Raw genomic sequence first — 23896 nt, forward strand, 5'->3', positions numbered from 1 at the left:
GGTCGGCATCTACCTGACTGCTGGCCGCGCAGGCGTGGCCGAGGGAGACCACCGTGCCAACCACGCATCCACGCTCAGCCTGCCGGCGCCGCTGAAAATCAACGGCAGCAGCATCGCCATGAACAGCACCGGCAGCTTGAAGTTGCCGAAGCCCTGGTCAGTGATCGCATAGCCCATCGCGAGGTCGCCCAGCGAGTCCCATTGCATCGGCCAGTGCACGGCGTAGGTGGCCACCACGGTCAATACCAGCAGGCTGGCGGCGGCGAAACGCGTACCGAAACCCAACAGCAGGCAGGCCGCGCCGACCAGTTCGAACCAGGTCGCCAGCTGCCAGTTCAGCGTGCTCGGCAGCTGATCGAACGGGAACGGAAAGGCATCCTGCAGGTCGGCGAACCAGTTCTGGCCGTGCAGTTTCTCGCGGCCGGATTCGAAGTACTCCCAGGCCAGCAGCAGGCGCAGGCCGAGCGGGGCCAACCAGGGGGCGAGACGGTCCAGCTGGCCACGCGCGGTGGCCAGGGTCGGAAGGTTCATCAGGGGGTCTCCGCGAATGATGTGTGTCAGGGAGGGGCTGTGAGCGGGCCGATCACGCCGGCCTGCAGGAACTGCCGCAGCAGCGCGGCGCCGGGTCCGGCCAGCGCGTCCTCGGCCAGGCCGTGCGCGGCGGCCAGACGCTGCAGGTAGGCCTGACCATCAAGGCCGGGCTGTTCGCCGATGCTGGACAGCAGGAACACCGCCAGAGGGCTGAGCGTGGCGAATCGCACCTCGCCGTCGGCATCGCGGCGCACCAGAAGGCCAGTCGGCTCGGCCGGCGGCTCGGTCGGTGCGTCCTCGGCGCCGAGCCGGTGCACCGGCCACTGATACAGCAGCGGCCATGCCAACGGCGAGCGCTGCAGCGGCACCCGCAGCGGGTCGGTGTCGTCCTGCGCCGGCAGCGGTTCGGCATCCAGCTGGTACAGCGCGGTTTCCACCCACTCGTAGTGGGCCAGTTCGGCCAACGCCGGATGCGGCAGCTGTGGCTGCGCCTGCAGCCACTGCACGAATTCGGCGGCCAGTTCGGTGAACAGCGGTGTCTGGCAGCGATGGGTCGCGAAGTACTGGCGCACCAGTCCGCTCCAGGCCGGTTCGCCGAGCAGGCGCACGCAGACCGGGAAGCCGTTGCTCAACAGGCCGAGCAGGTTGTTGAACAGCAGTCGTTGGTATACCGCGACCCGGCGTGATTCCAGCCCGGCCGGTGGCGGCACGCCCTGTGGATCACGCAGATGGGCAGTGAATGCGTGCTGCTGCGCGCGCAGCGTGTCGGGAGCATCAGCCATGTGCGCCCCCGGCGTGCGTCGCCTGCAGGCGGCGGATGGTCTGCAGCTCGCCCTGCAGTTCGGCGTAGGGCGGGAAGTTGAAATCGCGCTCAAGCAGGGTGGGGCGTGCGCCGATGCGTGCATAGGTGCGTGCCAGCAGCGCCCAGACCGGGTCGATCACCGCACTGCCATGGGTATCGATCTTCAGGTCCGGTGCCTCGTCCAGGTGCCCGGCCACGTGCAGGCAGACGATGCGTTCTGCGGGCAGCCCGGCAATGAAGGTGTCGGCGTCGTAGCCGTGGTTGCAAGCGTTGACGTAGACGTTGTTGACGTCCAGCAGCAGGTCGCAGTCGGCCTCGGCGAGCACGGCGTTGGTGAAGGCCAGCTCGTCCATCGCCGGCTCCGGCGCCACGTAGTAGGACACGTTCTCCACTGCGATGCGGCGACCCAGCAGGTCCTGCACACGGGCGATGCGTGCGGCGGTATGGCGCACCGCTTCGTCGGTAAATGGAATCGGCAGCAGGTCGTACAGGTGGCCGTCGTCGCTGCAGTAGCTCAGGTGCTCGCTGTACAACGGCACGCGGTGCTTTTCCAGGAACTGGCCGACCTGTTCCAGCAGCCGGGTATCCAGCGGCGCACTGCCGCCCAGCGACAGGGACAGGCCGTGGCAGCTGAGCGGATGGCGCTGTGCCAGCTCGGCCAGTGCATCCCCGGCAGGACCACCGACATGGATCCAGTTCTCCGGCGCGCATTCGAGGAAATCGAAGTCGCCCGCCGGTGCATCACGCAGCTCCTGCAGCAACGCCCTGCGCAGCCCCAACCCGGCGGCCGCCGCACGAAGCGGCGACCGCGGGCTGACGACGCTGGCGCGGACGTCAGTGCTTGCCACCGCACTTGCCTTCGCCACACTTGCCTTCGGCCGCCTTCTTGTCGCCGGACGTGGGCTTGGCGCCTGCCGCAGCGCCGGCAGCCTTGCCCTTGTCGGCGCCGCACTTGCCTTCGGCGGGCTTGCCGTCGGCGCCACACTTGCCTTCGGCATGCTTGGTCGCGTCAGCGGCCATCTTGGTGTCTGCGGCCTTGGCGTCGGTACTGGCCTTGGCTGCCTGCCCGGCAACCAGGTAGCCCTGGGCGAGGTCGCTCATGCTCAGGGCCGAGGCACTGGCGGTCATGCCCAGGCCGGCGGCCAGGGCGGTAGCAGTCAGCAGGGACAGGGTCTTGTTGGAACTGCTCATCGGTCGTGCTCCTGGGTGGTGTGGGCGGGTGCCCGGATGGCCGGCAGGGATGCCGGTGGAAACGATGGTGCAGCGATCCTACTCAACGAATCCTCGCCAAGAACTCAAATTTTCGTGAGGTTTGTTACAGAAGCATCCGGAAGGTTCGCACCGGGCAAGCCCGGCGCCCACAACGCGGGTGGAACACCCCAAAAAAGAAGGCCGCTGTCACCAGGACAGCGGCCACCTTGGAGTCAACTCCGGTGTTGCAGTGCAGCGTCAGGGCTGGCCGGTGCTGGAGGTCTCGTCGCGCTTCTCGCGCGGCGGCAGCGGCTGCTCCCCGTGCACCAGGAACCAAACGTTCTCGGCGATGTTGGTGGCGTGGTCGCCCACGCGCTCCAGGTTCTTGGCCATGAACAGCAGGTGCGTGCACGGGGTGATGTTGCGCGGGTCTTCCATCATGTAGGTCAGCAGCTCGCGGAACAGCGCGGTGTACTGCGCGTCCAGGCGAGCGTCGTCCTCGCGCAGTTCCAGTGCGGCGTCGGCGTCGTTGTCGCGGTAGGCGGCAATGGCACGACGGACCTGCTGCGCGGCCAGGCGGCCCAGCGCACGCAGGCCCTGGATCTGCGGCAGCGGCGGCACCTTGCCCAGCGCGATCGAACGCTTGGCGACGTTGGCCGCGTAGTCGCCGATACGCTCGATATCGGCCGGGATGCGCAGGCCGGCGAGGATCTCGCGCAGGTCGCGCGCCATCGGGCCGCGCAGGGCCAGGCGCATCACGTCATGGCTGATCTGCTGCTCCAGCGCATCAATGGCTTCGTCGTTGGCGATGATGCGATGGGCGGCGTTCTCGTCGCGCTTCTCGATTACGTCCATCGACGCTTCGAGCTGGGCGACGGCCATCTCGCCCATGCGCACGATTTCGGCCACCAGGCGCTGCTGCTCTTCGTCGTAGCTCTTGACGATGTGGTCGTTGGGAAGGTTCATGGTCTGCAATCCGGGTAGAGCCAGGCCGTGCCTGGCTGGGACATGTGGCGAAGGATCAGCGTCGATCAGCCGAAGCGACCGGTGATGTAGTCCTCGGTCTGCCGCTGCGACGGCTGCGAGAAGATCACTTCGGTGCGGTCGTGCTCGATCAGGTCGCCCAGGTACATGAAGGCGGTGTAGTCGGAAACGCGCGCGGCCTGCTGCATGTTGTGGGTGACGATGACGATGGTGTACTCGTGCTTGAGCTCTTCCACCAGCTGCTCGATGCGGCTGGTCGAGATCGGATCCAGCGCCGAGGTCGGCTCGTCCAGCAGCAGCACCGACGGGCGCAGCGCCACGGCACGGGCGATGCACAGGCGCTGCTGCTGGCCACCGGACAGGCCCAGCGCGCTCTGCCCCAGCTTGTCCTTCACTTCGTCCCACAGTGCGCCCTGGCGCAGTGCCTGCTCGACGCGGTCGGCCATGTCGGCCTTGCTCAGTTTCTCGTGGTGGCGGATGCCGTAGGCCACGTTCTCGAAGATGGTCATCGGGAACGGCACCGGCTTCTGGAACACCATGCCGACCTTGCTGCGCAGGCGGTTCATCGGGTACTTCGGCGACAGGATGTTCTCGCCGTCCAGCAGCACTTCACCGCGCGCTTCCAGCTTCGGGTACAGCGCGTAGATGCGGTTGAAGATGCGCAGCAGGGTCGACTTGCCGCAACCGGAGGGACCGATCAGCGCGGTCACGCGCTTTTCCGGAATCTCCAGGTTGATGCCCTTCAGGGCGTGGAACTTGTCGTAGTAGAAGTCCAGTCCACGCGCAGCCAGCTTCACCGGCGACGGCGTGTGCAGGCTCTCGTGCGAGGACGGCACGGCGATGCGCTGCATCGGCACGGCGTTGGAAAGGTCGTTCATGGCGTTGTCCACGGAAAGGTCAGTCATGGGAGATACGGTTGCGCAGCAGGATGCCGCGGGCGGCAAGGCTGACCAGCAACACGAAGACAGTCAGCACCAGGGCACCGGCCCAGGCCAGCACCTGCCAGGATTCATACGGGCTGCCGGCGAACTGGTTCATCACCACCGGCACCGAGGCCATCGGCTGGAAGATGTTGTTGTTCCAGTACTGGTTGCCGAAAGCGGTGAACAGCAGCGGAGCGGTCTCGCCGGAGATGCGGGCCAGCGCCAGCAGGATGCCGGTGATGATGCCGGCCGACGCGCTGCGGTACAGCACCTGCACGATCACCTTCCACTGCGGGATGCCCAGCGACAGGGCCGCTTCGCGCATCTGCGAGGGCACCAGGCGCAGCATTTCGTCGGTGGTGCGCACCACCACCGGCAGCACGATGAAGGCCAGCGACAGCGCACCGGCGAACGCCGAGAAGTTGCCGCCGGTCTGCATCACGTACAGCGTGTACACGAACAGGCCCAGCACGATGGACGGCGCCGACAGCAGGATGTCGTTGACGAAGCGGACCACGGTGCCGACCTTGCGGGCGTTGCCATACTCGGCCAGCCAGGTACCGGCCAGCACACCCAGCGGGGTGCCGATGCCGATGGCCAGTGCACACATCACGGCACTGCCGAAGAAGGCGTTGGCGAGGCCGCCGTCCTGCATCGGCGGCGGCGTCATCTTGGTGAACAGATCCCAGTTGATGCCGGCCAGGCCCTTGGAGGCCAGGGTGAACAGGATCCAGCCCAGGAAGAACAGGCCGAACAGGGCGGTGGCGCAGGACGCGGTGATCGCAACAACGTTGCCGATGCGGCGGCGCAGGTACAGCGAATCAGCGGTGGTGGACATCAGTTGCCCTCCTTGCGGGACAGGCGCATCAGCATCAGGCGGGCGATGGCCAGCACCACGAAGGTGACGATGAAGAGGACGAAGCCGAGCAGCAGCAGGGCCGAACGGTAGGTTTCAGTGGCTTCGCCGAAATCATTGGCGATCAGCGCGGCGATGGTGGTGCCCGGTTCCAGCAGCGACGGCGACAGGCGCACGCTGTTGCCGATCACGAAGGCCACCGCCATCGTTTCGCCCAGCGCGCGGCCCAGGCCGAGGAAGATGCCGCCGATGACCGCCGAACGGGTGTAGGGCAGGACGATGTCCCAGCTCACTTCCCACTTGGTGGAGCCCAGCGCATAGGCCGATTCCTTCAGGCGGGTGGGCACGGTGAGGAACACCTCGCGCATCACCGAGGAAATGAACGGAATGACCATGATGGCCAGCACGAAACCGGCGGTGAGCATGCCGATGCCCAGCGGCGGGCCCTGGAACATCGGGCCGATGACCGGCCATTCGCCCAGGGTCTCGTTGAGGAACGGGGTGACGTACTCGGTCATCACTGGCACCAGCACGAACAGGCCCCACATGCCGTAGATGATCGAGGGAATGCCGGCCAGCAGTTCGATGGCGGTACCGACCGGGCCACGCAGCCAGCGCGGCGCGACCTCGGTGAGGAAGAAGGCGATGCCGAAGCTGACCGGCACGGCGATGACCATCGCGATGACAGCGGTGACCAGGGTGCCGTAGATCGGAGCCAGGGCGCCGAACTTGTTTTCGACCGGATTCCAGTCAGCGGAGAAGAAGAAGCTCAGTCCCTGCATCTGCAGGGCATGGCGACCGCCCCACAGCATCGACAGCGCGGCGCAGGCCAGGGCGATCAGTACGAAGATGACGGTGCCGACCAGCACCCATCGGAACAGTTTGTCGTTGCGGGCATCACGCGCATCACGCGTGGACGGGGCGGCTACAGGCTGGGCGATGGCATTCATGGGGACGGCTGGGCCAGGAAGGGGCGGGGCGGCACGGCGTGGAACAAGCGGTGCCCGCGCGGGGCGGGCACCGTCGGGTCCATCACTTCAGGTCGGTCGCCCAGTAGGCCTCGATCTGCTTGACCAGTTCAGCCGGCAGCGGCACGTAGTGCAGCTCGTTGGCCTGGGCCTGGCCGTTCTCGAAGGCCCACTTGAAGAAGGCCAGGGTGTCCTGGTTGCGCTTGGCGTCCTTCGGCTGCTTCTGCATCAGCATGAAGTTGGTTGCGGTGATCGGCCACGCCTGCTCGCCCGGGGCGTTGGTGATGACCAGGTTGAAGTCCTTGGCGCTGGCCCAGTCGGCGCTGGCGGCCGCAGCGGCGAAGGTTTCCGCGCTCGGCTCGACCCAGTTGCCGGCGGCGTTCTGCATGGCGGTATACGGCATGCCGTTCTGCAGGGCATAAGCCAGTTCGACGTAGCCGATCGAGCCCTTGATCTGCTTCACGTAGGACGCAACGCCTTCATTGCCCTTGCCACCGACGCCGTCCGGCCACTGCACCGAGGTGCCTTCACCGACCTTGCTCTTCCACTCCGGGCTGACCTTGGACAGGTAGTTGGAGAAGTTGAAGGTGGTGCCCGAACCATCCGAACGGTGGACCAGGGTGATCTTGCCGTCCGGCAGCTTCACGCCCGGGTTGGCGGCGACGATGGCCGGATCGTTCCAGGTCTTGATCTTGCCCAGGAAGATGTCGGCCAGCAGGGCGCCGCTCAGGCGCAGCTTGCCGGCTTCCAGGCCTTCGATGTTGACCACCGGCACCACGCCGCCGATGGCGGACGGGAACTGCGCCAGGCCGGCCTGGGCCAGCTCTTCGCTGCTCAGCGGCTTGTCGGAGGAACCGAAGTCGACGGTGCCGGCCTTGATCTGGGCAATACCGCCGCCGGAGCCGATCGACTGGTAGTTGATCTTGGCGCCGGTGCTGGTGTTGTAGTCAGCCGACCACTTGGAGACCAGCGGGAAGATGAAGGACGCGCCCGCGCCGGACACTTCGGCGGTCACCTTGGCACCGGCAGCGGCCGGGGCGGCGGCGCCGTCGGCAGCCGGCTGCTGCGCGGCCTGCTTGTCGCCACCGCAGGCCGACAGGCCCAGGGCGATGGCCAGGGAAAGGGCGGCGAGGCCGGCCGAGTGCAGTTTCATGGTCACTCCATAGCGGGGAAGAGCCGACGTGGTCGGCGGATGCGGCTATGAAATGATGTTTTTGTTACAGCCGTATTACGACCATGACAGGGGTGTCCTGGATCACGTTCTGACAAGGGTTTCACAGGATTGGCGCCGATCCGGCAGGTGCCCGGAAACCCCCGATCTGCGCACCGATATGACGGTCGGTTGGCCCTTGTAGAGTTGAGCCATGCTCGACTGCTCCCTGTTCTCGGTAGGTGCGGACCGTTGGTCCGCACGCTCCAGCACCCAGCCGAGCGTGGGCTCGTCTCTACAAACGCTCCTGCCTTCCATGACCCCACCGACCCCCCATGGATCAGCGAAGGCCCAGCGCTCTTCACGACCCATCCCCCAAAAACAAGAAGAGCGCGAGATCTCGAGGATCTCGCGCCCGGGTGGGAGCGGCGGGGGAGAGAGGACCCGCCGCCCCCGTTCCTGCGGGGGAACGCGCTTGCTTACTTCAGGTTCTGCGACCAGTAGGTCTCGATCTGGCGGACCAGGCTGTCCGGCAGCGGCACGTAGTCCAGCTGGCGGGCCTGGGCGTCGCCATTCTTGTAGACCCAGCGGAAGAACTCCTGGGTCGCCTTGCCATTGGCAGCATTCTTCGGCGTCTTCTGCACCAGGATGAAGTTGGTGGCGGTGATCGGCCAGGACTCGGCGCCCGGCGCGTTGGTCATCACCAGGTAGAAGTCGCGGGCGTTGGCCCAGTCGGCGCTGGCGGCAGCGGCTGCGAACGAGGTGTCGCTCGGCTGCACGAACTTGCCGGCGGCATTCTTCATCGCGGTGTAGGAGAGCTTGTTCTGCAGCGCGTAGGACAGTTCGACATAGCCGATGCCGCCCTTGATCTGCTTCACATAGGCGGCAACACCTTCGTTGCCCTTGCCGCCGATGCCGGCGGGCCACTGCACCGAGGTGCCTTCACCGACCGAGCTCTTCCACTCCGGGCTGACCTTGGACAGGTAATTGACGAAGTTGAAGGTGGTGCCCGAGCCGTCCGAACGATGCACGACGGTGACCTTGGCGTTGGGCAGGGTCACGCCCGGGTTCAGCGCGGCGATGGCCGGGTCGTTCCAGGTCTTGATCTTGCCCAGGAAGATGTTGGCCAGCACCGCGCCGTCCAGCTTCAGCGCGCCCGGCGCGATGCCGGCCACGTTGACCACCGGCACCACGCCACCGATCACCGACGGGAACTGCGCCAGGCCTGCAGCAGCCAGGTCTTCCGGCTTCAGCGGCGCATCGGAAGAGCCGAAATCAACGGTCTTGGCCTTGATCTGGGCAATGCCGCCGCCGGAACCGATGGACTGGTAGTTGACCTTGTTGCCGGTTGCGGCGCTGTAGTCGGCCGACCACTTGGACATGACCGGGTAGATGAACGATGCGCCCGCCCCGGTGATGTCGGCGGCGTTGGCGGCGAACACGGACGATGCCGCCAGGATGGCGACAGCGGCGCGCGATTTGAAGGCGTGGATCACGGGAAGACTCCTGGGGTGGTGGTCGAAGGGCGGTTGCCCGACGTTTCGGTGCACATTCCATAACGGTTGCGTGACACCCCCGCGTCTGTCATATGACGCGGGCGTGACACGCGTCATGAGCGATGTCACGTCCGCTGCGCCGGCAGGGCAGCGCGGCTATCGATGCAACGACGAAGGCACGGCCGGGGCCGTGCCTTCGCGGGTCAACGCAGGGGGCTGGACTTACCAGAAGAACTGCGCGCGGGCTTCCAGGATGTTGGGATCATCATTGACGAAACCGCGCGCCGTTGAGCTGTACTTCTTGCTGTCGACCATCACGTAGTTGAGCATCAGCTTGAAGTTGGAACGCAGGTACCAGTTGGCGCCAACGGTCCAGATGTCCATCTTGCCACCCAGCACGCCATCGACGATCGGCGGGCGACCGGCAACCGGGTTGGCGGCGAGGTTGCCGTCATTGAGGTCCATGTGGTCGTAGCGCACGCCCAGCTGCCACTGGCCGCCGGCCGGGTTGTTCGGCAGGCCGGTGCCCGGGGTGCCGCCCTTGTAGCTCCAGGTCTCGCCGGTGACGTTCCACACGCCGCTGATGTAATAGCCGTCGCTGGTGTAGTTGTCGTGGTCGTAGCGCTTGGCCTTGCTGGTGTAGTACTCGGCCTGGGCCTTGAACGGGCCCTGGAAGTACATCGCTTCGGCACCGATGGTGCTGACGCGGTCGGTGTCGGTCAGGTTGCCGCTGTCGACCAGGCGGGCCGTGGCGAGGTCGGCATTCGGACGTGCACGCACGCGCAGGGTGTCGGCGTCGGTGTCGTAGTTGACGTAGCTCAGTCCGAAGTGCAGGACCTGGCCCTTTTCATTGATCGGGGCCCAGGTGCCACGCGCGCCGTAGCCGCTGCCGTGGGCCAGGTTGCGGGTCAGCTCGCGGCCGAAGGCGCTGGCAGTCACCGACCAGTTGTCCTGGCCGTAGCTGTACGCGCCGCCCAGGCGGCGGGCGATGGCATAGGTGTTGGTGACCGCTGCCTTGGAAATGAAATCGTTGTTCTTGGTGCTGGACAGTTCTTCCAGGCTGTTGGGCTGCTTGAACTGGCCCAGCTGCAGGAAGTGGTTGGCGTTGCCCAGCAGCTTGTACTTCACGTTGGTGTCGAGGAACTTGTCGGCCTTGGCGTCATAGCCGACCACCCACTCCACGTTGCCCGGGCCCTTGCCCTTCAGCACCAGCTCGGCGCGACGCAGTTCGAATTCGCTGTTCTTGCCGTTGCCGGCGTCGCCACCGTTGAGGTCGACCACATCGTTGTGGAACCAGTTGCCATCGGCCTGGACCAGGCCTTCGAAGGTGATTTCCGAACCGCCGATCACGTCGATGGCGACTTCGGCGTGTGCAGCCGGCACATACAGCGCAGCAGCCACGGCCACCGTCAGGAGTTGGTGATGCAGTTTCATGGAGAGGAGCCTTGCAGGCAGGTGGGAAGATGCGCGCAGGCTAGAAGGTAAAGATTGCGTAAATGTGACAGTTCACGCGCGGCAGACATCCACCGCAGGCCCCGTCACGGCAGGGCCTGCCATTGAACCCGCTTGCGTATGACGCCCGGATTGCGCCTTGGTTGCAGTCGATCCACGCCCTGCATGGATGCGGCCGTCACTCGGCCGGGGTCTTGTCCTTGAACCGGCACAGATCGGCGATCACGCATCCCGGGCAATCCGGCTTGCGCGCCTTGCACACATAACGTCCGTGCAGGATCAGCCAGTGATGCGCGTCGAGCAGGAATTCGGCGGGGATCACCTTCACCAGCTTGTCTTCCACTTCGCGCACATTCTTTCCCGGGGCCAGGCCGGTACGGTTGGAGACGCGGAAGATATGCGTGTCCACCGCCATCACCGGCTCGCCGAAGGCGGTGTTGAGCACCACGTTGGCGGTCTTGCGGCCCACGCCCGGCAGTGCTTCCAGCGCATCGCGATCGCGCGGCACTTCACCACCATGCTTTTCCAGCAGGATCGCGCAGGTCGCGATCACGTTCTTCGCCTTGGCGTTGAACAGGCCGATGGTGGCGATGTACTGCTTCAGTCCTTCTTCGCCAAGCGCGAGGATCTTCGCCGGCGTGTTGGCCACCGGGAACAGGCGGCGCGTGGCCTTGTTGACGCCGACGTCGGTGGCCTGCGCCGACAGCGCCACCGCCACCAGCAGCTCGAACGGCGAGCTGTACTCCAGTTCGGTCTTCGGGTGCGGGTTGAGTTCGCGCAGGCGCGTGAACATCTCCACCACGTCGGCGCGCGGCATCGTGCCGCCACGCCGCGCCGGGGCGCGTGCGGTCTTCTTCGTGGTCGCCATTACTGCTCCTTGCCGCTGGCGCGGGCCTTGGCCCGGGCGAGGATGGCGGCGGCCGCGGCGGGGAGGGCGGGCTTCACGTCCGGCGCCGGGGCGGGCGTGCGCCGCGCGTCGCGTTCGGCTTCGCGGCGGGCCAGTCGCACCGCACGGGCGCGGTAGCGTTCGCGTGCCGCCCAGGCGGCCTGAAGCTGCTGCTGGGCCTGCTGCAACCGCTGCGGGAGTTCCGGGTGGCCGGGCAGCAACTGCGCGTCGTCGGCGCGGGCGACATAGTCCATCAGCCCGGCCTGCAGGGCGCCGTCGAGATCGTCTGCCTGGACCCGGGCAAACAGCTGCGCGGGGTTGGGTCGGGATGCCATGGCGTCAGCGGTTCTGGAAGGCCGGCGGGCGGCGCTGCAGGAAGGCGCTGGTTCCCTCGCGCATGTCCTCGGTGGCGAACAGCAGGCCGAACTGTGCGCTTTCGTATTCCAGCCCGGCTTCCAGGCTGCATTCGCCGCCCACGTGCACCGCATCGAGCAGGCCGCGCAGGGCCAGCGGCGCCGAGCGTGCCAGCTGCCGGGCGATGTCCTGCACGCGGTTGTCCAGCGCGTCGGCCGGTACCACCTCGTTGACGATCCCCAGTTCCAGCGCACGTGCGGCATTGATCGGTGCACCCAGCAGGCATAGCTCCAAGGTGGCGGCGCGGCCGCACAGGCGCAGCAGGCGCTGGCTGCCGCCGAAGCCGGGAATCAGCCCAAGATTGATTTCCGGTTGGCCGACTTTGGCGGTATCGGCGGCAATGCGCAGGTGGCAGGCCATGGCCAGTTCCAGGCCGCCGCCCAGGGCAAAACCGTTCACGCGCGCGATGACCGGTTTGGGCATGCGCTCGATCTGGCGCATCAGGGCCTGGCCCAGCAGCGAGAAATCACGTCCCTGAACCGCGCTGAGTGTGTTCATCTCGGCGATGTCAGCGCCAGCCACGAACGCCTTCGGGCCGGCACCGGTCAGCACCACCACGCGGATCTCCGGGTCTGCGGCGGCGGCGCTGAAGGCCTCGGCCAGGGCCTGCAGGGTCGCGGCGTTCAGGGCGTTGAGCTTGTCCGGGCGCTGGACGGTCACGGTGCGGATGGCGCCGTCGTCGGTGACAGCGATCAGGGCATCGGCCACGGGGAAACTCCTGGAACGTTAAAAAAAAGTGATATTGAACTCCGCGAACGCAGACGGGTCATAGCCTGCATCGTGAGTAGCGGTTACACGTTGCGCCCGTTATCCTAACCCGTCGCCTCAGGGCGGCGCAGAACGTCCCTGAGTTACCACCCCTGGAGAACTGTTTGATGAAGTTGCGTTCTATCGCGGTCGCCGTCGCGGCCCTGGCCCTGACGGGCAATGCCTTCGCCCAGGACGTCTCGTCCGAAAAGGGCAAGCTGAGCTACTACTTCGGTTACGACTACGGCAACAACCTGGCGGAGCTGACCGGTCGTGGTGAGCAGCTGGACATCAACTCGGTGGTGAAGGGCCTGCAGGATGCCTACGCCAAGAAGCAGCCGGCGATCACCGCCGAGCAGCTGAAGCCGGCCGTTGAAGCGTTCCAGAAGCGCGAGCAGGGCCGTGCCCAGGCTGCCAAGGCCGAGTACGAGAAGGCTGCTGCCGAAAACAAGACCAAGAGCGATCAGTTCATCGCGGCGAACAAGGCCAAGGCCGGCGTGCAGTCGCTGCCGAGCGGCGTCCAGTACCGCGTGATCGAAGCCGGCAAGGGTGCCAAGCCGACCCAGGCCAGCACCGTGCAGCTGGAAGTGGCCGGTCCGTTCCCGTACGGCCAGCGCCCGACCGAAGCCCGCCCGGCCCAGCAGATCCCGTCGATCAAGGTCAGCGAAGTCGAAATGAAGGCCATGCGCGAGACCCTGCTGCAGATGCCGGCCGGCTCGAAGTGGGAAGTCACCCTGCCGCCGGACCAGGCCTACGGTGCGGACCCGCGCACCCCGTTCCCGCCGAACGTGGCTGTGCAGTTCGAGATCAAGCTGGTCAGCGTCAAGTAAATCGAAGCAGTAAACCAAACGCGCCGGTGATTCCACCGGCGCGTTTTTGTTTGCGCAGTGCCTGACGGTAGAGTCGACTGTCAGTCGACTGCTCTTGGGTCACATCGGGGAAACGCCCGCTGCGCGCGCGAGTCGACTGACAGTCGACTCTACCGTCCGACCGGCCCACCCGCGCAAATTCAGCCCTTTCGCGCTACTGTTGCCGGGTGCAAACAATGGAAGAAACGGCGCGTGTTGTCGCAAGTCCCTGCATCGGCGTGTGCACGCTGGATCCGCACCGGCAGTGCACCGGCTGCGGACGTCATATCGATGAAATCGCACGGTGGTCGTCGATGAGCAACGACGAACGCAGTCGCATCCTGCATCGCGTGCAGCCGTTGCGGGCGCAGCTCCAGCAATCACTGCGCGGCTCGCTGGCCGACCACGAACGTTTGATGCGCGCGCTGCATCCGTTGGCCGATCCGCCGGCCGGCGATGGCTGGAACCGCAGTGAACTGATCGATCTGCTGCCGCCCGGGCCTCCGGTGGAAGCGGCCGTGCTCGCGGGAATCGTGCCGCGCGCCAGTGGCGCGCAGGTGATCCTCACCCGTCGCACCGAAACCCTGCGCACGCACGGTGGCCAGGTCGGATTCCCCGGCGGCCGCACCGAGCCCGACGACCGCGACGCCCTGGCGGCAGCATTGCGCGAGAGCCAGGAAGAAATCGCCTTGGCTCCGGGCCAGGTGCAGGCGCTGGGCTATCTCGATCCCTTCGTGACGATCACCGGCTATCGGGTCACCCCGGTGGTGGCGGTGGTCGATCCGGACTTCGTGCCGGTGCCGCAGCCCAGCGAAGTGGCCGAGGTGTTCGAGGTGCCGCTGGACTACCTGATGGCGGCGGACAACCTGCGCCAGGTCGAAATCAACCATCGCGGCCGCATCCGTCACGTCCTTGAGTACAGCTGGCCCGGCCAGCGCATCTGGGGCGCCACCGCGGCCATTCTCTACAACCTGCGTCGCCGCCTGGAGCAAGTGCAATGAACCCGATCGATCCGCCGTGGACCACCCTGGTCGATGTCGCCACCCTGGCTGCCGCGTTGGGCGAGGGCATCCGCGTGGTCGACGCACGCGCCACCGCCAGCACCGCGGTGCGCGTGGTTGATGCGCGTTCCTCGCTGGCCGATCCGCAGGCGGGTAGCGGCCATTACCTGGCAGGTCATATCCCGGGTGCGGTGTATGCCGATCTGAATCGTGACCTGTCCGATCTGTCGCGCGTCGGCCATGGTCGCCATCCGCTGCCGGACAGCGATGCCTTCGCCGCGAAGCTCGGCCAGTGGGGTATCGGTCCTGACACGCAGGTGGTGGTCTACGACGGCAGCGACGGCAGCATGGCCGCTTCGCGCCTGTGGTGGCTGCTGCGCCTGATCGGGCACAGCAAGGTGGCCGTGCTCGATGGTGGTATCGCCGCGTGGCAGGCCGCAGGGCAACCTTTGGCGACGGGGCCGGACGAGGTGACCGCGCTGCCGGCTTACCTGGGCCGTTTCGACACCGCCCAGATCGCCAATGCCGGGGAGATCAGCGCACGCCTGAAGCACGCGCCGGGCTGGCTGGTCGACGCACGCGCGGGCGAACGCTTCCGCGGCGAAGTCGAGCCGCTGGACCCGGTCGCCGGCCACGTACCCGGCGCGGTCAACCGTCCGTTTGCGTTGAACGTGGCCGACGGCCGGCTGCGCGATGCACAGGAACTGCGCGTCGAGCTGCAGGGTGTGATCGGGAACCGTGATCCGCAGCAGGTGGTGCTGATGTGCGGCTCCGGCGTGACCGCCTGCCACCTGCTGCTGGCGATGGAAAGCGCAGGCCTGAGCGGCGCACGCATCTACGCCGACTCCTGGAGCGGTTGGGTGAGCGACAGCAGCCGCCCGGTGGCGACCGGCGCCTGAGAAGCGCGGGGTCGGATCCGTTTTCCAACGGACAACGGCTCTGACCGCATCGAGCGTAAATCGGGGTCAGAGCCCGTTGCGTGGCAACGGGATCCGACTCCGTGCCGACTAAGGTCGGCACCCACCAACAGCGGCAGAAATCTGTCGAAGGCGGGGTGGGGCCGGTTGCGGGGGTGTCCGCGGCATGGATGCCGCGGCCAAGCCCCCATGGACGGGTTTACGGCGTCCCCCGCAACCGGACCCACTCCGCCATCCCCCGGAATGCCAGCTCTTGACGTTGACGTTGACGTTGACGTTGACGTTGCTTCTGCGGGTGCAGGGCGCAGCCCTGCCGCTTACCCAACCGGCTGCAGTGGCACCTTCGCCAGCACCCGCGCCCACGGGAACAACGGCCCCGGATCACGCTTGCGCGCCACCATCAGCGTCGGATCATCGCTGGCCGGCACCTGCTCCCGATCCAGCTGGTCATGCCCGGCAATCCGCTGCAGCGACGGATAGCGTGCCACCAGCGCCAGCAGCAGCCGCTCCAGCGCTTCCAGCTGCGCCTCGGTGTAGGCCTCGTCCATCGCCTGGTGACGGCTGTCGAACCAGTGCGGGTAGCGCCCGGTATTGACCAGTTCGATACCCAGCGTATGCGCGTTCATGCCGCGCACGTGGTGGGCCACCCGTTCCGGTGCCACGTACTGCACCACGCTGCCATCGCGGTCGATGTAGAAATGCCCGCTGTTGCCGGCACCACTGTCGTACAGCACACGCTCGCCGTACTCGCGGGCCATCGCCAGGTCGGGCAACTCGGTGCAGTGGATCACCACCATCTCCAGCGTGGCCGGGTCGCGCAGTGGCAGGCGGTCTTCGTAGGGCAGGGGCTGCAGCTGCAGGCCGGGCAGGAGCGGGTTGGGCATCCGGCGATGCTAGCATTGCGGCATGAACCTGCCTTCTCTTTCCTGGTTGGCCCGCGCCCACGGAGCGCACGCATGAGCCGCGGCCACTGCATCCTGTCCCACGGCTTTGAGAGCGGCCCGGAAGCGACCAAGGTCACCGCGCTGGCCGAGGTGGCACAGCGCCTGGGCTGGACCCACGAGCGCCCCGACTACACCGACCTGGACGCGATGAGCGAGGTCAGCCGGGTGGGCGACGTGCCGACCCGCCTGCGCCGCCTGGTCGAGCGCGCCGCCATCGCTGCCCGGCAGGGGCCGGTGGTGCTGGCCGGCTCCAGCCTGGGCGCCTACATCTCCGCCATCGCCTCGTTGCAGGTGCCGGTGGCCGGCCTGTTCCTGATGGTGCCGCCGACCACCATGGGCCCAATGCCGGCGCTGGATGCCGCCGCCGTGCCGACCACCGTGGTGCAGGCCTGGCATGACGATGTGGTCCCGGCCGCCGGGGTCATCGCCTGGGCGCAGGCGCGTTCGGCGCAGCTGCTGCTGGTCGACGACGGCCACCGCCTGGAACGCCACGTGGAGGCCTCCGCGCAGGCCTTCGAGCGCCTGTTGCGGCAACTGTGAAGCCCGGGCGCACGGCGCGCCCGCCCGCATTGACTACAATGGCAGGCCCGCCGCCCCTGGCGCGGGCCTGCCGGCCGTGACTACGGCCCTCCTTTCCGACCGGCCCGGCCCCTGTGCCGCGCCCGACCACCTGCGAACCGACCCCGTGAAATTCTTCGTCTCCTGCGCCAAGGGCCTGGAATACCTGCTCGCCGATGAACTGTCGGCCCTGGGCCTTGGCAAGGCCACTGCCACCATTGCTGGCGTCAACGCCGAGGGCGAACTGGAGCAGGCGCTGCGGATCGTGATGTGGTCGCGCCTGGCCAGCCGCGTGCTGTGGCCGATCGACGAGTTCGACTGCCCGGACGAGCAGGCTCTGTACGACGGCGTGCGTGCGCTGCCGTGGCATGAGCACATCAAGCCGGAGATGACCCTGGCGGTGGACGCACACGTGTCCGGCGACAAGATCACCCATGCCCGCTTCGCCGCGCAGCGGATCAAGGACGCCATCGTCGATCGCATGCGCGATGAAGGCCTGGAGCGTCCCTCGGTCAACACCGATCTGCCCGATGTGCGCGTCAACCTGTCGCTGCGCAAGGGCCGCGCTTCGTTGTCGATCGACCTCGGCGGTGGCCCGCTGCACCGCCGTGGCTGGCGCGGTGCTGCTCACGAGGCGCCGCTGAAGGAGAACCTGGCCGCCGCGCTGCTGCTGCGCGCGCAGTGGCCGCGCCTGCACGCCGCCGGTGGCGGCCTGCTGGACCCGATGTGCGGCAGCGGCACGCTGCTGATCGAAGGCGCGCTGATGGCCGCCGACGTCGCCCCGGGCCTGATGCGCCACGGCAGCCTGCCGCCGAGCCGTTGGCTGGGCTTCGACAAAGCGGCCTGGAAGACCCTCCAGAGCGAAGCACGCGATCGCGAGGCCGCTGGCCTGGCCGCGCTGAAGCCGGTCATCCACGGCAGCGACATCGATCCGACCGCGATCCAGGCGGCACGCGAGAATGCCGAGGTCGCGGGCGTCGCTCATGCGATCCGCTTCACCCGTGCCGATGTGGCCGACCTGGCCGCGCCGGAGCAGGAGATCGGTGCGGTGGTCTGCAACCCGCCGTACGACGAGCGCCTGGCCGCCGATCCGGCGCTGTACCGCGCACTGGGCACCGCCCTGCAGAAGGCGGTGCCGCAGTGGCGTGCCAGCCTGCTGTGCGGCAACGACGAGCTGGCCTTCGCCACCGGCCTGCGCGCCAGCAAGAAGTACCAGATGTTCAACGGTGCGCTGGAATGCGCGCTGATCGTCTGCGATCCGATTGCCGTGCCGGGCCGTGATCCGGCACAACCGCGCGAGCTGAGCGAAGGTGCGCAGATGGTGGCCAATCGCCTGCGCAAGAACCTGAAGAAGTTCAAGAGCTGGCGCGCCCGCGAGCACATCACCTGCTTCCGTGCCTATGACGCCGACCTGCCGGAATACGCGGCCGCCATCGACGTCTACGAGGAAGACGGTGGCAAGCGCCGTACCTTCCTGCACGTGCAGGAATACGCCGCACCGGCCGCGATTCCCGAGAACGACGTGCGCCGCCGCCGCAACGAACTGCTGGCCGCCGCGCGCGAAGTATTCGGCGTGCCGCCGGAGCAGGTCTCGATGAAGTCGCGCGAGCGCGGCAAGGGCGGCAGCAAGTACGGCCGCTTCGAGCAGCGAGATGAATTCATCGTAGTGCGCGAGAACAATGCACTGCTGCAGGTGAACCTGTTCGACTATCTTGATACCGGCCTGTTCCTCGACCATCGCCCGCTGCGCCGGATGATGGCCGAGCAGGTGCGTGGCAAGCGTTTCCTCAACCTGTTCTGCTACACCGGCGTGGCCAGCGTGCAGGCCGCCGTGGCTGGTGCCGCCAGCACCACCAGCGTCGACCTGTCGGCCACTTACCTGCAGTGGTGCTACGACAACCTGGCGTTGAACGGGCAGGGCGGCAACCAGCACCTTCTGGTGCAGGCCGATGCGATGGCCTGGCTGGAAGGCGACCGTGGCCAGTACGACGTGATCTTCTGTGACCCGCCGACCTTCTCCAACTCCGCACGCGCCGATGACTTCGACGTGCAGCGCGAACAGCTGAAGCTGCTGCGTGCGGCGGTGGCGCGGCTGGCCCCGGGGGGCGTGCTGTACTTCTCGAACAACTTCCGCCGCTTCAAGCTGGAAGAAAACGCCATTGCCGAATTTGCCCAGTGCCGCGAGATCACCGCGCGCACCATCGGGCCGGACTTCGAACGCAACGCGCGCATCCATCGCGCGTGGGAGCTGAAGCGGTTGGGGTAACACGACGCCCGGGGTCGGATCCCCTGCGCGAAGCGCAGGGGCTCTGACCCCATCTGGATCTACGTACCAGGGGTCAGAGCCCTTGCGCTTCGCGAAAGGGATCCGACCCCGGTGGCCCGGTTACAGCAACGCCACCACCAGCCCCAACACCGGCAGCGCGATCGCCAGTGGCACGATCCACTTCGGCTGGTACGGATACAACCCGAATGACAGCGCCAGACCGCCCAGTGTCATCGTGCCCAGCCACAGCACCGGGCCCATCGCCCAGCCGTGGTCGGCCACGCACAGTGCGAACGCTACCGCCAGCAGTACCCAGCCCAGTACCCGCCACTGCGTGCGCCGTGCCGGGGGGGCTGCAGCCTTGCCGTGCAGATCGTGCTGGTGCTTTTCCATCGCCAGCGACAGCGCAGTAAACGCAGAGAACGACAGGGTCAGCGCCAGCAGCATCATGCGCTGGCCTCCGCTTCGGCCGCGTCTGCAGTGTTCACCGATGCCTTCGGCGCAGCCGCAGCGGCCGCACGCTTCTTCTTCTCGGCCGCACTCAGCGGTGGCGTCCAGCGCTGCATGCGCCAACCGCACAGCGCCAGCATCGCGCCGAACGCGATCATCGACAGATCGAAGCCAGCCAATATCCAGTCGCCGTTGCGCAGGGTGTTGCCCAGGTGCGCATGCGTGGTCAGCGCATTGACCACCGGTACCAGTGCGAACGCGGCCGCGCCCAGGTAGAGCTGCCACGCCCACATCATCCGCTTCGGCCAGATGAAGGCGGCCAGCAGCGCGCCGGCCCAGGCGTAGAAGAACACGTTGGCCTCCGCACTCGAGCGCTCGGCGATGTCCAGCGGCAGCAGGCGGTTGCCCCAGAAGTAGGCGGCGAAGGCGATCGGCAGGCCGGCCACGGTGCCGATGTTCAGCGCATCGACCAGGCGCAGGCCGAAGCCGGTGCGGCCACTCTTGGCGTGCCTGGGCCGTTCCTTCACCGCCCACAGCACCACGCCGCTGGCCACCATCAGGCAGCCGACCAGGCCGGACAGGAAGAACAGTGCACGCAGGCCCCAGTCGGCAAAACGCGCCAGGTGCAGGCCGTACAGCACGCCGCGAGTGGCGGTGGCACCGCCGGAAGGCGGCGTTTCCTCAAGCAGAGCACCGCTGACCATGTCGTAACGCACGGCCGGGGTGTCGATGGACAGGCGCTTGCCGTCGCGCTGGCGGATGTCGATCACCGCATTGGCCGCGCCCGGATTGGACACGGTGAAGCCGGCCACCTCCACGCCGTGCCAATGCGCGCGCGCGCTGTCCAGCAGTTGTGCGATCGGCAACGGCGTGGCGTGGCCCTCGGCGGGCGCGGTCACTTCCGGGAGGCCGCCGAAGGCCTCGAAGAAGAACGCGTCCTCGTCCTGCGGGTAGGCCACCTTCACCCCCCACGGCAGGTACATGATCATCAACGTCACAATGCCGGTGTAGGTGATCATCGCGTGGTAGGGCAGGGCCATCACCGCGCTGACGTTGTGGAAATCAAGCCAGGAACGCAGGCCCTTGTCCTTGCGGAAGGTGAAGAAGTCCTTGAAGATTTTCTTGTGGGTGATGATGCCGGTGATGATCGCCACCAGCATGAACATCGCGCAGAAGCCGACCAGATAGCGTGCCCACAGCACCGGGATGTAGTGCAGGTCGAAGTGCAGGCGGTAGAAGAAGTCGCCGCCGCGGGTCTCGCGCGCCTTCAATGCCTGGCCGGTGTTGGGGTCCAGCGTGGCGTCGCCGAAGCCACCGCGGCGGCCACGGCTGGGATCGGCCAGTTCCGGCGGCAACCGCCAGAACATCTGCATGGCCGGGTTGCGCGGCTGCGGCAGTGTGACGAACCAGTTTTCGGCCTGCGCGGCGTTGGCCTGCAGGTAGTCCACCGCGCGCTGTGCGGCGACGTCGATGCTGACGTTGCTGGACGGCAGTTCCGGCCGCATCCAGCGGCTGATTTCCTCGCGGTAGTAGCTGGCCGTGCCAGCCATGAAGATCAGCAGCAGCAACCAGCCAACCAGCAGCCCGGTCCAGGTGTGCAGCCAGGCCATCGACTGGCGGAATCCGTTCTTCATGCCCAGGCCCCCATCAGGCGCGCAATGGCGGCCATCAGCAGCGCGGGCGCGAGGATGCCGACCCAGGCGCGCAGCGCGCTGCGGGTGGCGAATGCCCACAGTGCCGCACAGGCGGCGACCAGGATGGCCAGCAGCATGCCGGTCAGCACGGTCTGGCCACGTGCGCCGGGCAGGGCCACGGCGCAGAACACGCTGGTCATCGAGGCCAGTGCGTAACCGCCGAAGATCGCGGCCAACGAGCGTGACAGCACGCCCCAGCGCGGGTTGGAAAAGAAGGTGCGGGGGCTGGCGGTTGCGGGCGAGCGGTCCACGGCATTCCTGCAGGTAGGAGAGGGGATGGAACGCGTCCGCGGCCCCCTTGCGCCCTGCGCATGTTGCCCAGCGTGTCCCATCGACAAAGCACGGCCCGCGCAGACGGGCAGTTCAGAGGTCGGGGATGTACACGGGCGATGGGTGCGTCTTCCGCACCCGATTGGCTAAGCGTACAACCGATCAGTAAATGATAGGCATTCGCATTTTATGAATCAAGCGTGATGACCCGAGGGGCGCGTTGAGGCCTAGAACCTGAACACCACTGTCGCCGCATGCAGCAGCAGGCCGATCAGGCCACCCACCAGGGTGCCGTTGAAGCGGATGAACTGCAGGTCGCGGCCCACGCTCAGTTCCAGCTGTTCCACCAGATGGCGCTCGTCCCAGCCCTTCACGGTCTGCGCGATATGCGTGGTCACGCCTTCGCGCAGGCGGCCGGTCAGGCGTTGCGCGCCTTCCAGCAGGTGCTGGTTGAGGGCCTCGCGCAGCGCCGGGTCGGCCTGCAGGCTGGCACCGAGCGAACCCAGGCTGCGCTGCAGGTGGCCGACCAGCGCCGAGTCCTCGCGCTGCAGGTCCGCGCGCAGGCTGGCGTGGATGCGCGCCCACAACCCCTGCACGTAGTCCTGCAGGGCCGGATGGTCGATCATTTCCTGCTTGAGCTGTTCGATGCGCTCGGCCAGGGCCGGGTCCTCGCGCAGGCGCTGCACGTAATTCTGCAGCCAGCTCTCGTAGTCCTGGCGCAGCGGATGCTGCGGCTCGGCCAGTACCTGCTGCAGCTCTTCCAGTACCGCGCGGGCCAAGCGCTCGGCCAGGCTGTCGCCGATCTCGTCAATCGGCTTGACCCAGTTCACCGTGCTCGACAGCGTCGGCCATTCGCGCTGGATGTAACGCACGATCAGCTGCGAGGCGCGTTCTTTCACCTCGGGCTGCTCGAGCCAGCGGCCCAGCCGCTGCAGGCCTTCGTCCAGCACGCGCTGGTGGCGACCATCGGCGGTCAGCAGGGCCAGCAGTTCACCGGCAGTGGCAGCGGCATTCCACTGCCGCAACTGCTGCACAACGAAGCCGTGCAGCTGCCGGCGCACGGCGGTTTCGTCGAAGAAATCCAGTGCCTGCAGCGCCCAGCCGCGGGCCATGTCGGCCAGCATGCGCGAGCGTGCCGGGTCGGCCAGCCAGCTGCCGAGGCGGCTGGCCGGATCGAACACCTGCAGCTTGGCCAGCAGCACGCCCGGCTCCAGGAACTGGTCGCGCACGAACAGCGCAAGGCTGTCGCCGATGCGTTCCTTGCTGCGCGGGATGATCGCGGTGTGCGGGATCGGCAGGCCCATCGGCCGGCGGAACAGCGCGACCACGGCGAACCAATCGGCCAGTGCGCCCACGGCTGCGGCCTCGCAGAACGCCGAAACCCAGGCCCAGATGCCGCGCTCGCCCTGCCAGTGGCTGACCGCGAAACCGGCCAGCATCAACAGCAGCAGGCCCAGCGCGAGGGCTTTCAGGCGCCGCAGCTGAGCGCGGCGCGGGTCGTTGGCAGACGTCATGCCGGAAGTCTAACCGGCACGGCATGAGCATCTGGTAGTGCCGGCCGCTGGCCGGCAACCTCAACGCACCCGATACGTTCATGGCGTTGCCGGCCAGCGGCCGGCACTACCCCTTGGTTCAGAGCGCTTCCAGTTGCTTGCGCAGCGCGGCCAGTTGCGCGCGCAGGGTGTCGTTCTCGCGGGTCAGCGCGACCACCCGACGGCGCAGCGCTGGTGCGTCCTCGCCCAGCTGCTCCAGCGCCGACAGCACCTCGGCATCGCGGCTGGCGATCTCGTCCTCATCTGCCTCCTCGAAATCCATCTCGGCTGCTTCCGGCTTCGGCGCACGCGGCTTGCGCTTGGACTCGCGCACGCGCTTGGCGGCCTGCTTCAGCTCGTCCTTGCCACCGGCGGCGGCGGCGCGCTGCTCTTCTTCCGGCAGGTCAGCCACGGCGGCGGCGGCGCTGATCGAGATCACGCCGGCCTTGACCGCTTCCACCACCTCGGCCGCGGCCTGGGCGTGGATGCGCTCGATCATGCCAACCTGGCTGGTGCTCAGCTTGGCTTCGCGGGCCAGCTCGGCGCGGCTGATCTTCGGCGCCGGCTCCCACGGCGGGCTGTCTTCACCGGCCTCATCGGTGGCGTCGGCAGTGCCATCGCTCTCGCGCTGCAGCTGCGCCTGCTCGATCTGCTTGCGGGCGGCCAGGATGTCGCGCTTGCGCAGCGCCAGCACGCCGCGCTGGAAGTCGGACACGCTGCGACGGCCCAGGTGCTGCTCGATCATCCACAGGTGCACGTCTTCCATGCTCTGGAAGCGGGTGTTCTGTACGGTGTTGAAGGGCAGGCCATGCTTCTGGCAGATGCCGAAGCGGTTGTGGCCGTCGACCAGTACGTTGCCCCACAGGACCAGCGCGTCACGACAGCCCTCGGCCAGGATGCTGCGCTCCAGCGCGTCATGTTCGTCCGCAGTCAGCGGGTCGATATAGGCCTTGAGTTCTTCTTTGACGACGATATCCATGGGCACGGCAGCGAGCAGGAGCGGAACCGCCCATTGT

Annotated in this window: 25 protein-coding genes; 5 read left to right on the forward strand and 20 right to left on the reverse strand. The window is 67.2% G+C overall.

All coding sequences use genetic code 11. The features are described 5' to 3' along the window. Positions 1-9: 9 nt before the first annotated feature. From AC5P5R_RS13270 to AC5P5R_RS13335, 14 genes are all read right to left on the reverse strand, one after another. Entirely contained in the window at positions 10-531 is a 522-nt protein-coding gene (locus AC5P5R_RS13270; protein ID WP_100438043.1) for an HvfX family Cu-binding RiPP maturation protein, read from the reverse strand. A gap of 26 nt (positions 532-557) precedes the next feature. After that, positions 558-1313, reverse strand: coding sequence for an HvfC family RiPP maturation protein (locus tag AC5P5R_RS13275; protein WP_049395296.1), 756 nt, complete (start codon positions 1311-1313; stop codon positions 558-560). Then, positions 1306-2181, reverse strand: coding sequence for an HvfB family MNIO-type RiPP peptide maturase (locus AC5P5R_RS13280; RefSeq protein ID WP_005408785.1), 876 nt, complete (start codon positions 2179-2181; stop codon positions 1306-1308). The genes AC5P5R_RS13275 and AC5P5R_RS13280 overlap by 8 nt, the downstream gene beginning before the upstream one ends. Further along, a complete protein-coding gene (locus AC5P5R_RS13285) occupies positions 2168-2524 on the reverse strand; it encodes a hypothetical protein (RefSeq protein ID WP_049395295.1) in 357 nt (118 codons plus the stop codon). The genes AC5P5R_RS13280 and AC5P5R_RS13285 overlap by 14 nt, the downstream gene beginning before the upstream one ends. 258 nt (positions 2525-2782) lie before the next feature. Then, the gene (phoU, locus tag AC5P5R_RS13290) at positions 2783-3490 is read right to left on the reverse strand and encodes a phosphate signaling complex protein PhoU (protein ID WP_005408787.1); all 708 of its coding nucleotides are present in this window, start codon (positions 3488-3490) and stop codon (positions 2783-2785) included. A 65-nt stretch (positions 3491-3555) separates the two neighbouring features. Then, complete coding sequence (gene pstB, locus AC5P5R_RS13295) at positions 3556-4386, reverse strand: phosphate ABC transporter ATP-binding protein PstB (protein WP_005408788.1); 831 nt, start codon at positions 4384-4386, stop codon at positions 3556-3558. 19 nt (positions 4387-4405) lie between these two features. Further along, positions 4406-5269, reverse strand: coding sequence for a phosphate ABC transporter permease PstA (pstA, locus tag AC5P5R_RS13300; RefSeq protein WP_053499935.1), 864 nt, complete (start codon positions 5267-5269; stop codon positions 4406-4408). Next, positions 5269-6237, reverse strand: coding sequence for a phosphate ABC transporter permease subunit PstC (pstC, locus tag AC5P5R_RS13305; RefSeq protein ID WP_012479635.1), 969 nt, complete (start codon positions 6235-6237; stop codon positions 5269-5271). Before pstC ends, pstA begins: the two co-directional genes overlap by 1 nt. A gap of 82 nt (positions 6238-6319) precedes the next feature. Then, positions 6320-7408, reverse strand: a complete 1089-nt coding sequence (pstS, locus tag AC5P5R_RS13310) for a phosphate ABC transporter substrate-binding protein PstS (protein ID WP_164281732.1) — start codon at positions 7406-7408, stop codon at positions 6320-6322. 476 nt (positions 7409-7884) lie between these two features. Then, the gene (gene pstS, locus AC5P5R_RS13315; RefSeq protein WP_005415897.1) at positions 7885-8901 is read right to left on the reverse strand and encodes a phosphate ABC transporter substrate-binding protein PstS; all 1017 of its coding nucleotides are present in this window, start codon (positions 8899-8901) and stop codon (positions 7885-7887) included. Between the two features lie 222 nt (positions 8902-9123). Next, complete coding sequence (locus AC5P5R_RS13320; RefSeq protein ID WP_005408793.1) at positions 9124-10335, reverse strand: OprO/OprP family phosphate-selective porin; 1212 nt, start codon at positions 10333-10335, stop codon at positions 9124-9126. A gap of 196 nt (positions 10336-10531) precedes the next feature. Then, the gene (gene nth / locus AC5P5R_RS13325) at positions 10532-11221 is read right to left on the reverse strand and encodes an endonuclease III (RefSeq protein ID WP_012479638.1); all 690 of its coding nucleotides are present in this window, start codon (positions 11219-11221) and stop codon (positions 10532-10534) included. Further along, positions 11221-11574: a hypothetical protein gene (locus AC5P5R_RS13330; protein WP_005408795.1), complete on the reverse strand. Its 354-nt coding sequence runs from the start codon at positions 11572-11574 to the stop codon at positions 11221-11223. Before AC5P5R_RS13330 ends, nth begins: the two co-directional genes overlap by 1 nt. 4 nt (positions 11575-11578) lie before the next feature. After that, complete coding sequence (locus AC5P5R_RS13335) at positions 11579-12361, reverse strand: enoyl-CoA hydratase/isomerase family protein (protein ID WP_012479639.1); 783 nt, start codon at positions 12359-12361, stop codon at positions 11579-11581. A 167-nt stretch (positions 12362-12528) separates the two neighbouring features. On the opposite strand from AC5P5R_RS13335, the gene AC5P5R_RS13340 reads away from it, so the two are divergent. From AC5P5R_RS13340 to AC5P5R_RS13350, 3 genes are all read left to right on the forward strand, one after another. Next, the gene (locus tag AC5P5R_RS13340; protein WP_005408797.1) at positions 12529-13230 is read left to right on the forward strand and encodes an FKBP-type peptidyl-prolyl cis-trans isomerase; all 702 of its coding nucleotides are present in this window, start codon (positions 12529-12531) and stop codon (positions 13228-13230) included. 215 nt (positions 13231-13445) lie between these two features. Then, positions 13446-14249 (forward strand): CoA pyrophosphatase, encoded by an 804-nt coding sequence (locus AC5P5R_RS13345; protein WP_024957875.1) that lies wholly within the window; start codon positions 13446-13448, stop codon positions 14247-14249. Then, a complete protein-coding gene (locus tag AC5P5R_RS13350) occupies positions 14246-15148 on the forward strand; it encodes a sulfurtransferase (protein WP_100438044.1) in 903 nt (300 codons plus the stop codon). The genes AC5P5R_RS13345 and AC5P5R_RS13350 overlap by 4 nt, the downstream gene beginning before the upstream one ends. Positions 15149-15483: 335 nt before the next feature. Here AC5P5R_RS13350 and AC5P5R_RS13355 read toward each other — a convergent pair whose 3' ends face one another. Next, positions 15484-16050: an N-acetylmuramoyl-L-alanine amidase gene (locus tag AC5P5R_RS13355; protein WP_012479642.1), complete on the reverse strand. Its 567-nt coding sequence runs from the start codon at positions 16048-16050 to the stop codon at positions 15484-15486. 72 nt (positions 16051-16122) lie between these two features. On the opposite strand from AC5P5R_RS13355, the gene AC5P5R_RS13360 reads away from it, so the two are divergent. Next, positions 16123-16650 (forward strand): alpha/beta hydrolase, encoded by a 528-nt coding sequence (locus AC5P5R_RS13360; protein ID WP_024958728.1) that lies wholly within the window; start codon positions 16123-16125, stop codon positions 16648-16650. 145 nt (positions 16651-16795) lie between these two features. Then, the gene (gene rlmKL, locus AC5P5R_RS13365; protein ID WP_049396278.1) at positions 16796-18934 is read left to right on the forward strand and encodes a bifunctional 23S rRNA (guanine(2069)-N(7))-methyltransferase RlmK/23S rRNA (guanine(2445)-N(2))-methyltransferase RlmL; all 2139 of its coding nucleotides are present in this window, start codon (positions 16796-16798) and stop codon (positions 18932-18934) included. A 120-nt stretch (positions 18935-19054) separates the two neighbouring features. Here rlmKL and AC5P5R_RS13370 read toward each other — a convergent pair whose 3' ends face one another. From AC5P5R_RS13370 to AC5P5R_RS13390, 5 genes are all read right to left on the reverse strand, one after another. Continuing rightward, complete coding sequence (locus tag AC5P5R_RS13370; protein WP_049396280.1) at positions 19055-19384, reverse strand: DUF3325 domain-containing protein; 330 nt, start codon at positions 19382-19384, stop codon at positions 19055-19057. Further along, positions 19381-21018, reverse strand: a complete 1638-nt coding sequence (locus tag AC5P5R_RS13375) for a PepSY-associated TM helix domain-containing protein (protein WP_060381011.1) — start codon at positions 21016-21018, stop codon at positions 19381-19383. Before AC5P5R_RS13375 ends, AC5P5R_RS13370 begins: the two co-directional genes overlap by 4 nt. Continuing rightward, positions 21015-21329 (reverse strand): DUF3649 domain-containing protein, encoded by a 315-nt coding sequence (locus AC5P5R_RS13380; protein WP_005412781.1) that lies wholly within the window; start codon positions 21327-21329, stop codon positions 21015-21017. Before AC5P5R_RS13380 ends, AC5P5R_RS13375 begins: the two co-directional genes overlap by 4 nt. Before the next feature lie 246 nt (positions 21330-21575). Next, entirely contained in the window at positions 21576-22862 is a 1287-nt protein-coding gene (locus AC5P5R_RS13385; RefSeq protein WP_024958724.1) for a DUF445 domain-containing protein, read from the reverse strand. A gap of 118 nt (positions 22863-22980) precedes the next feature. Further along, entirely contained in the window at positions 22981-23859 is an 879-nt protein-coding gene (locus AC5P5R_RS13390; RefSeq protein WP_062607534.1) for a hypothetical protein, read from the reverse strand. Positions 23860-23896: the final 37 nt, after the last annotated feature.

The organism is Stenotrophomonas sp. YJH_SMC_19 (assembly GCF_059367915.1).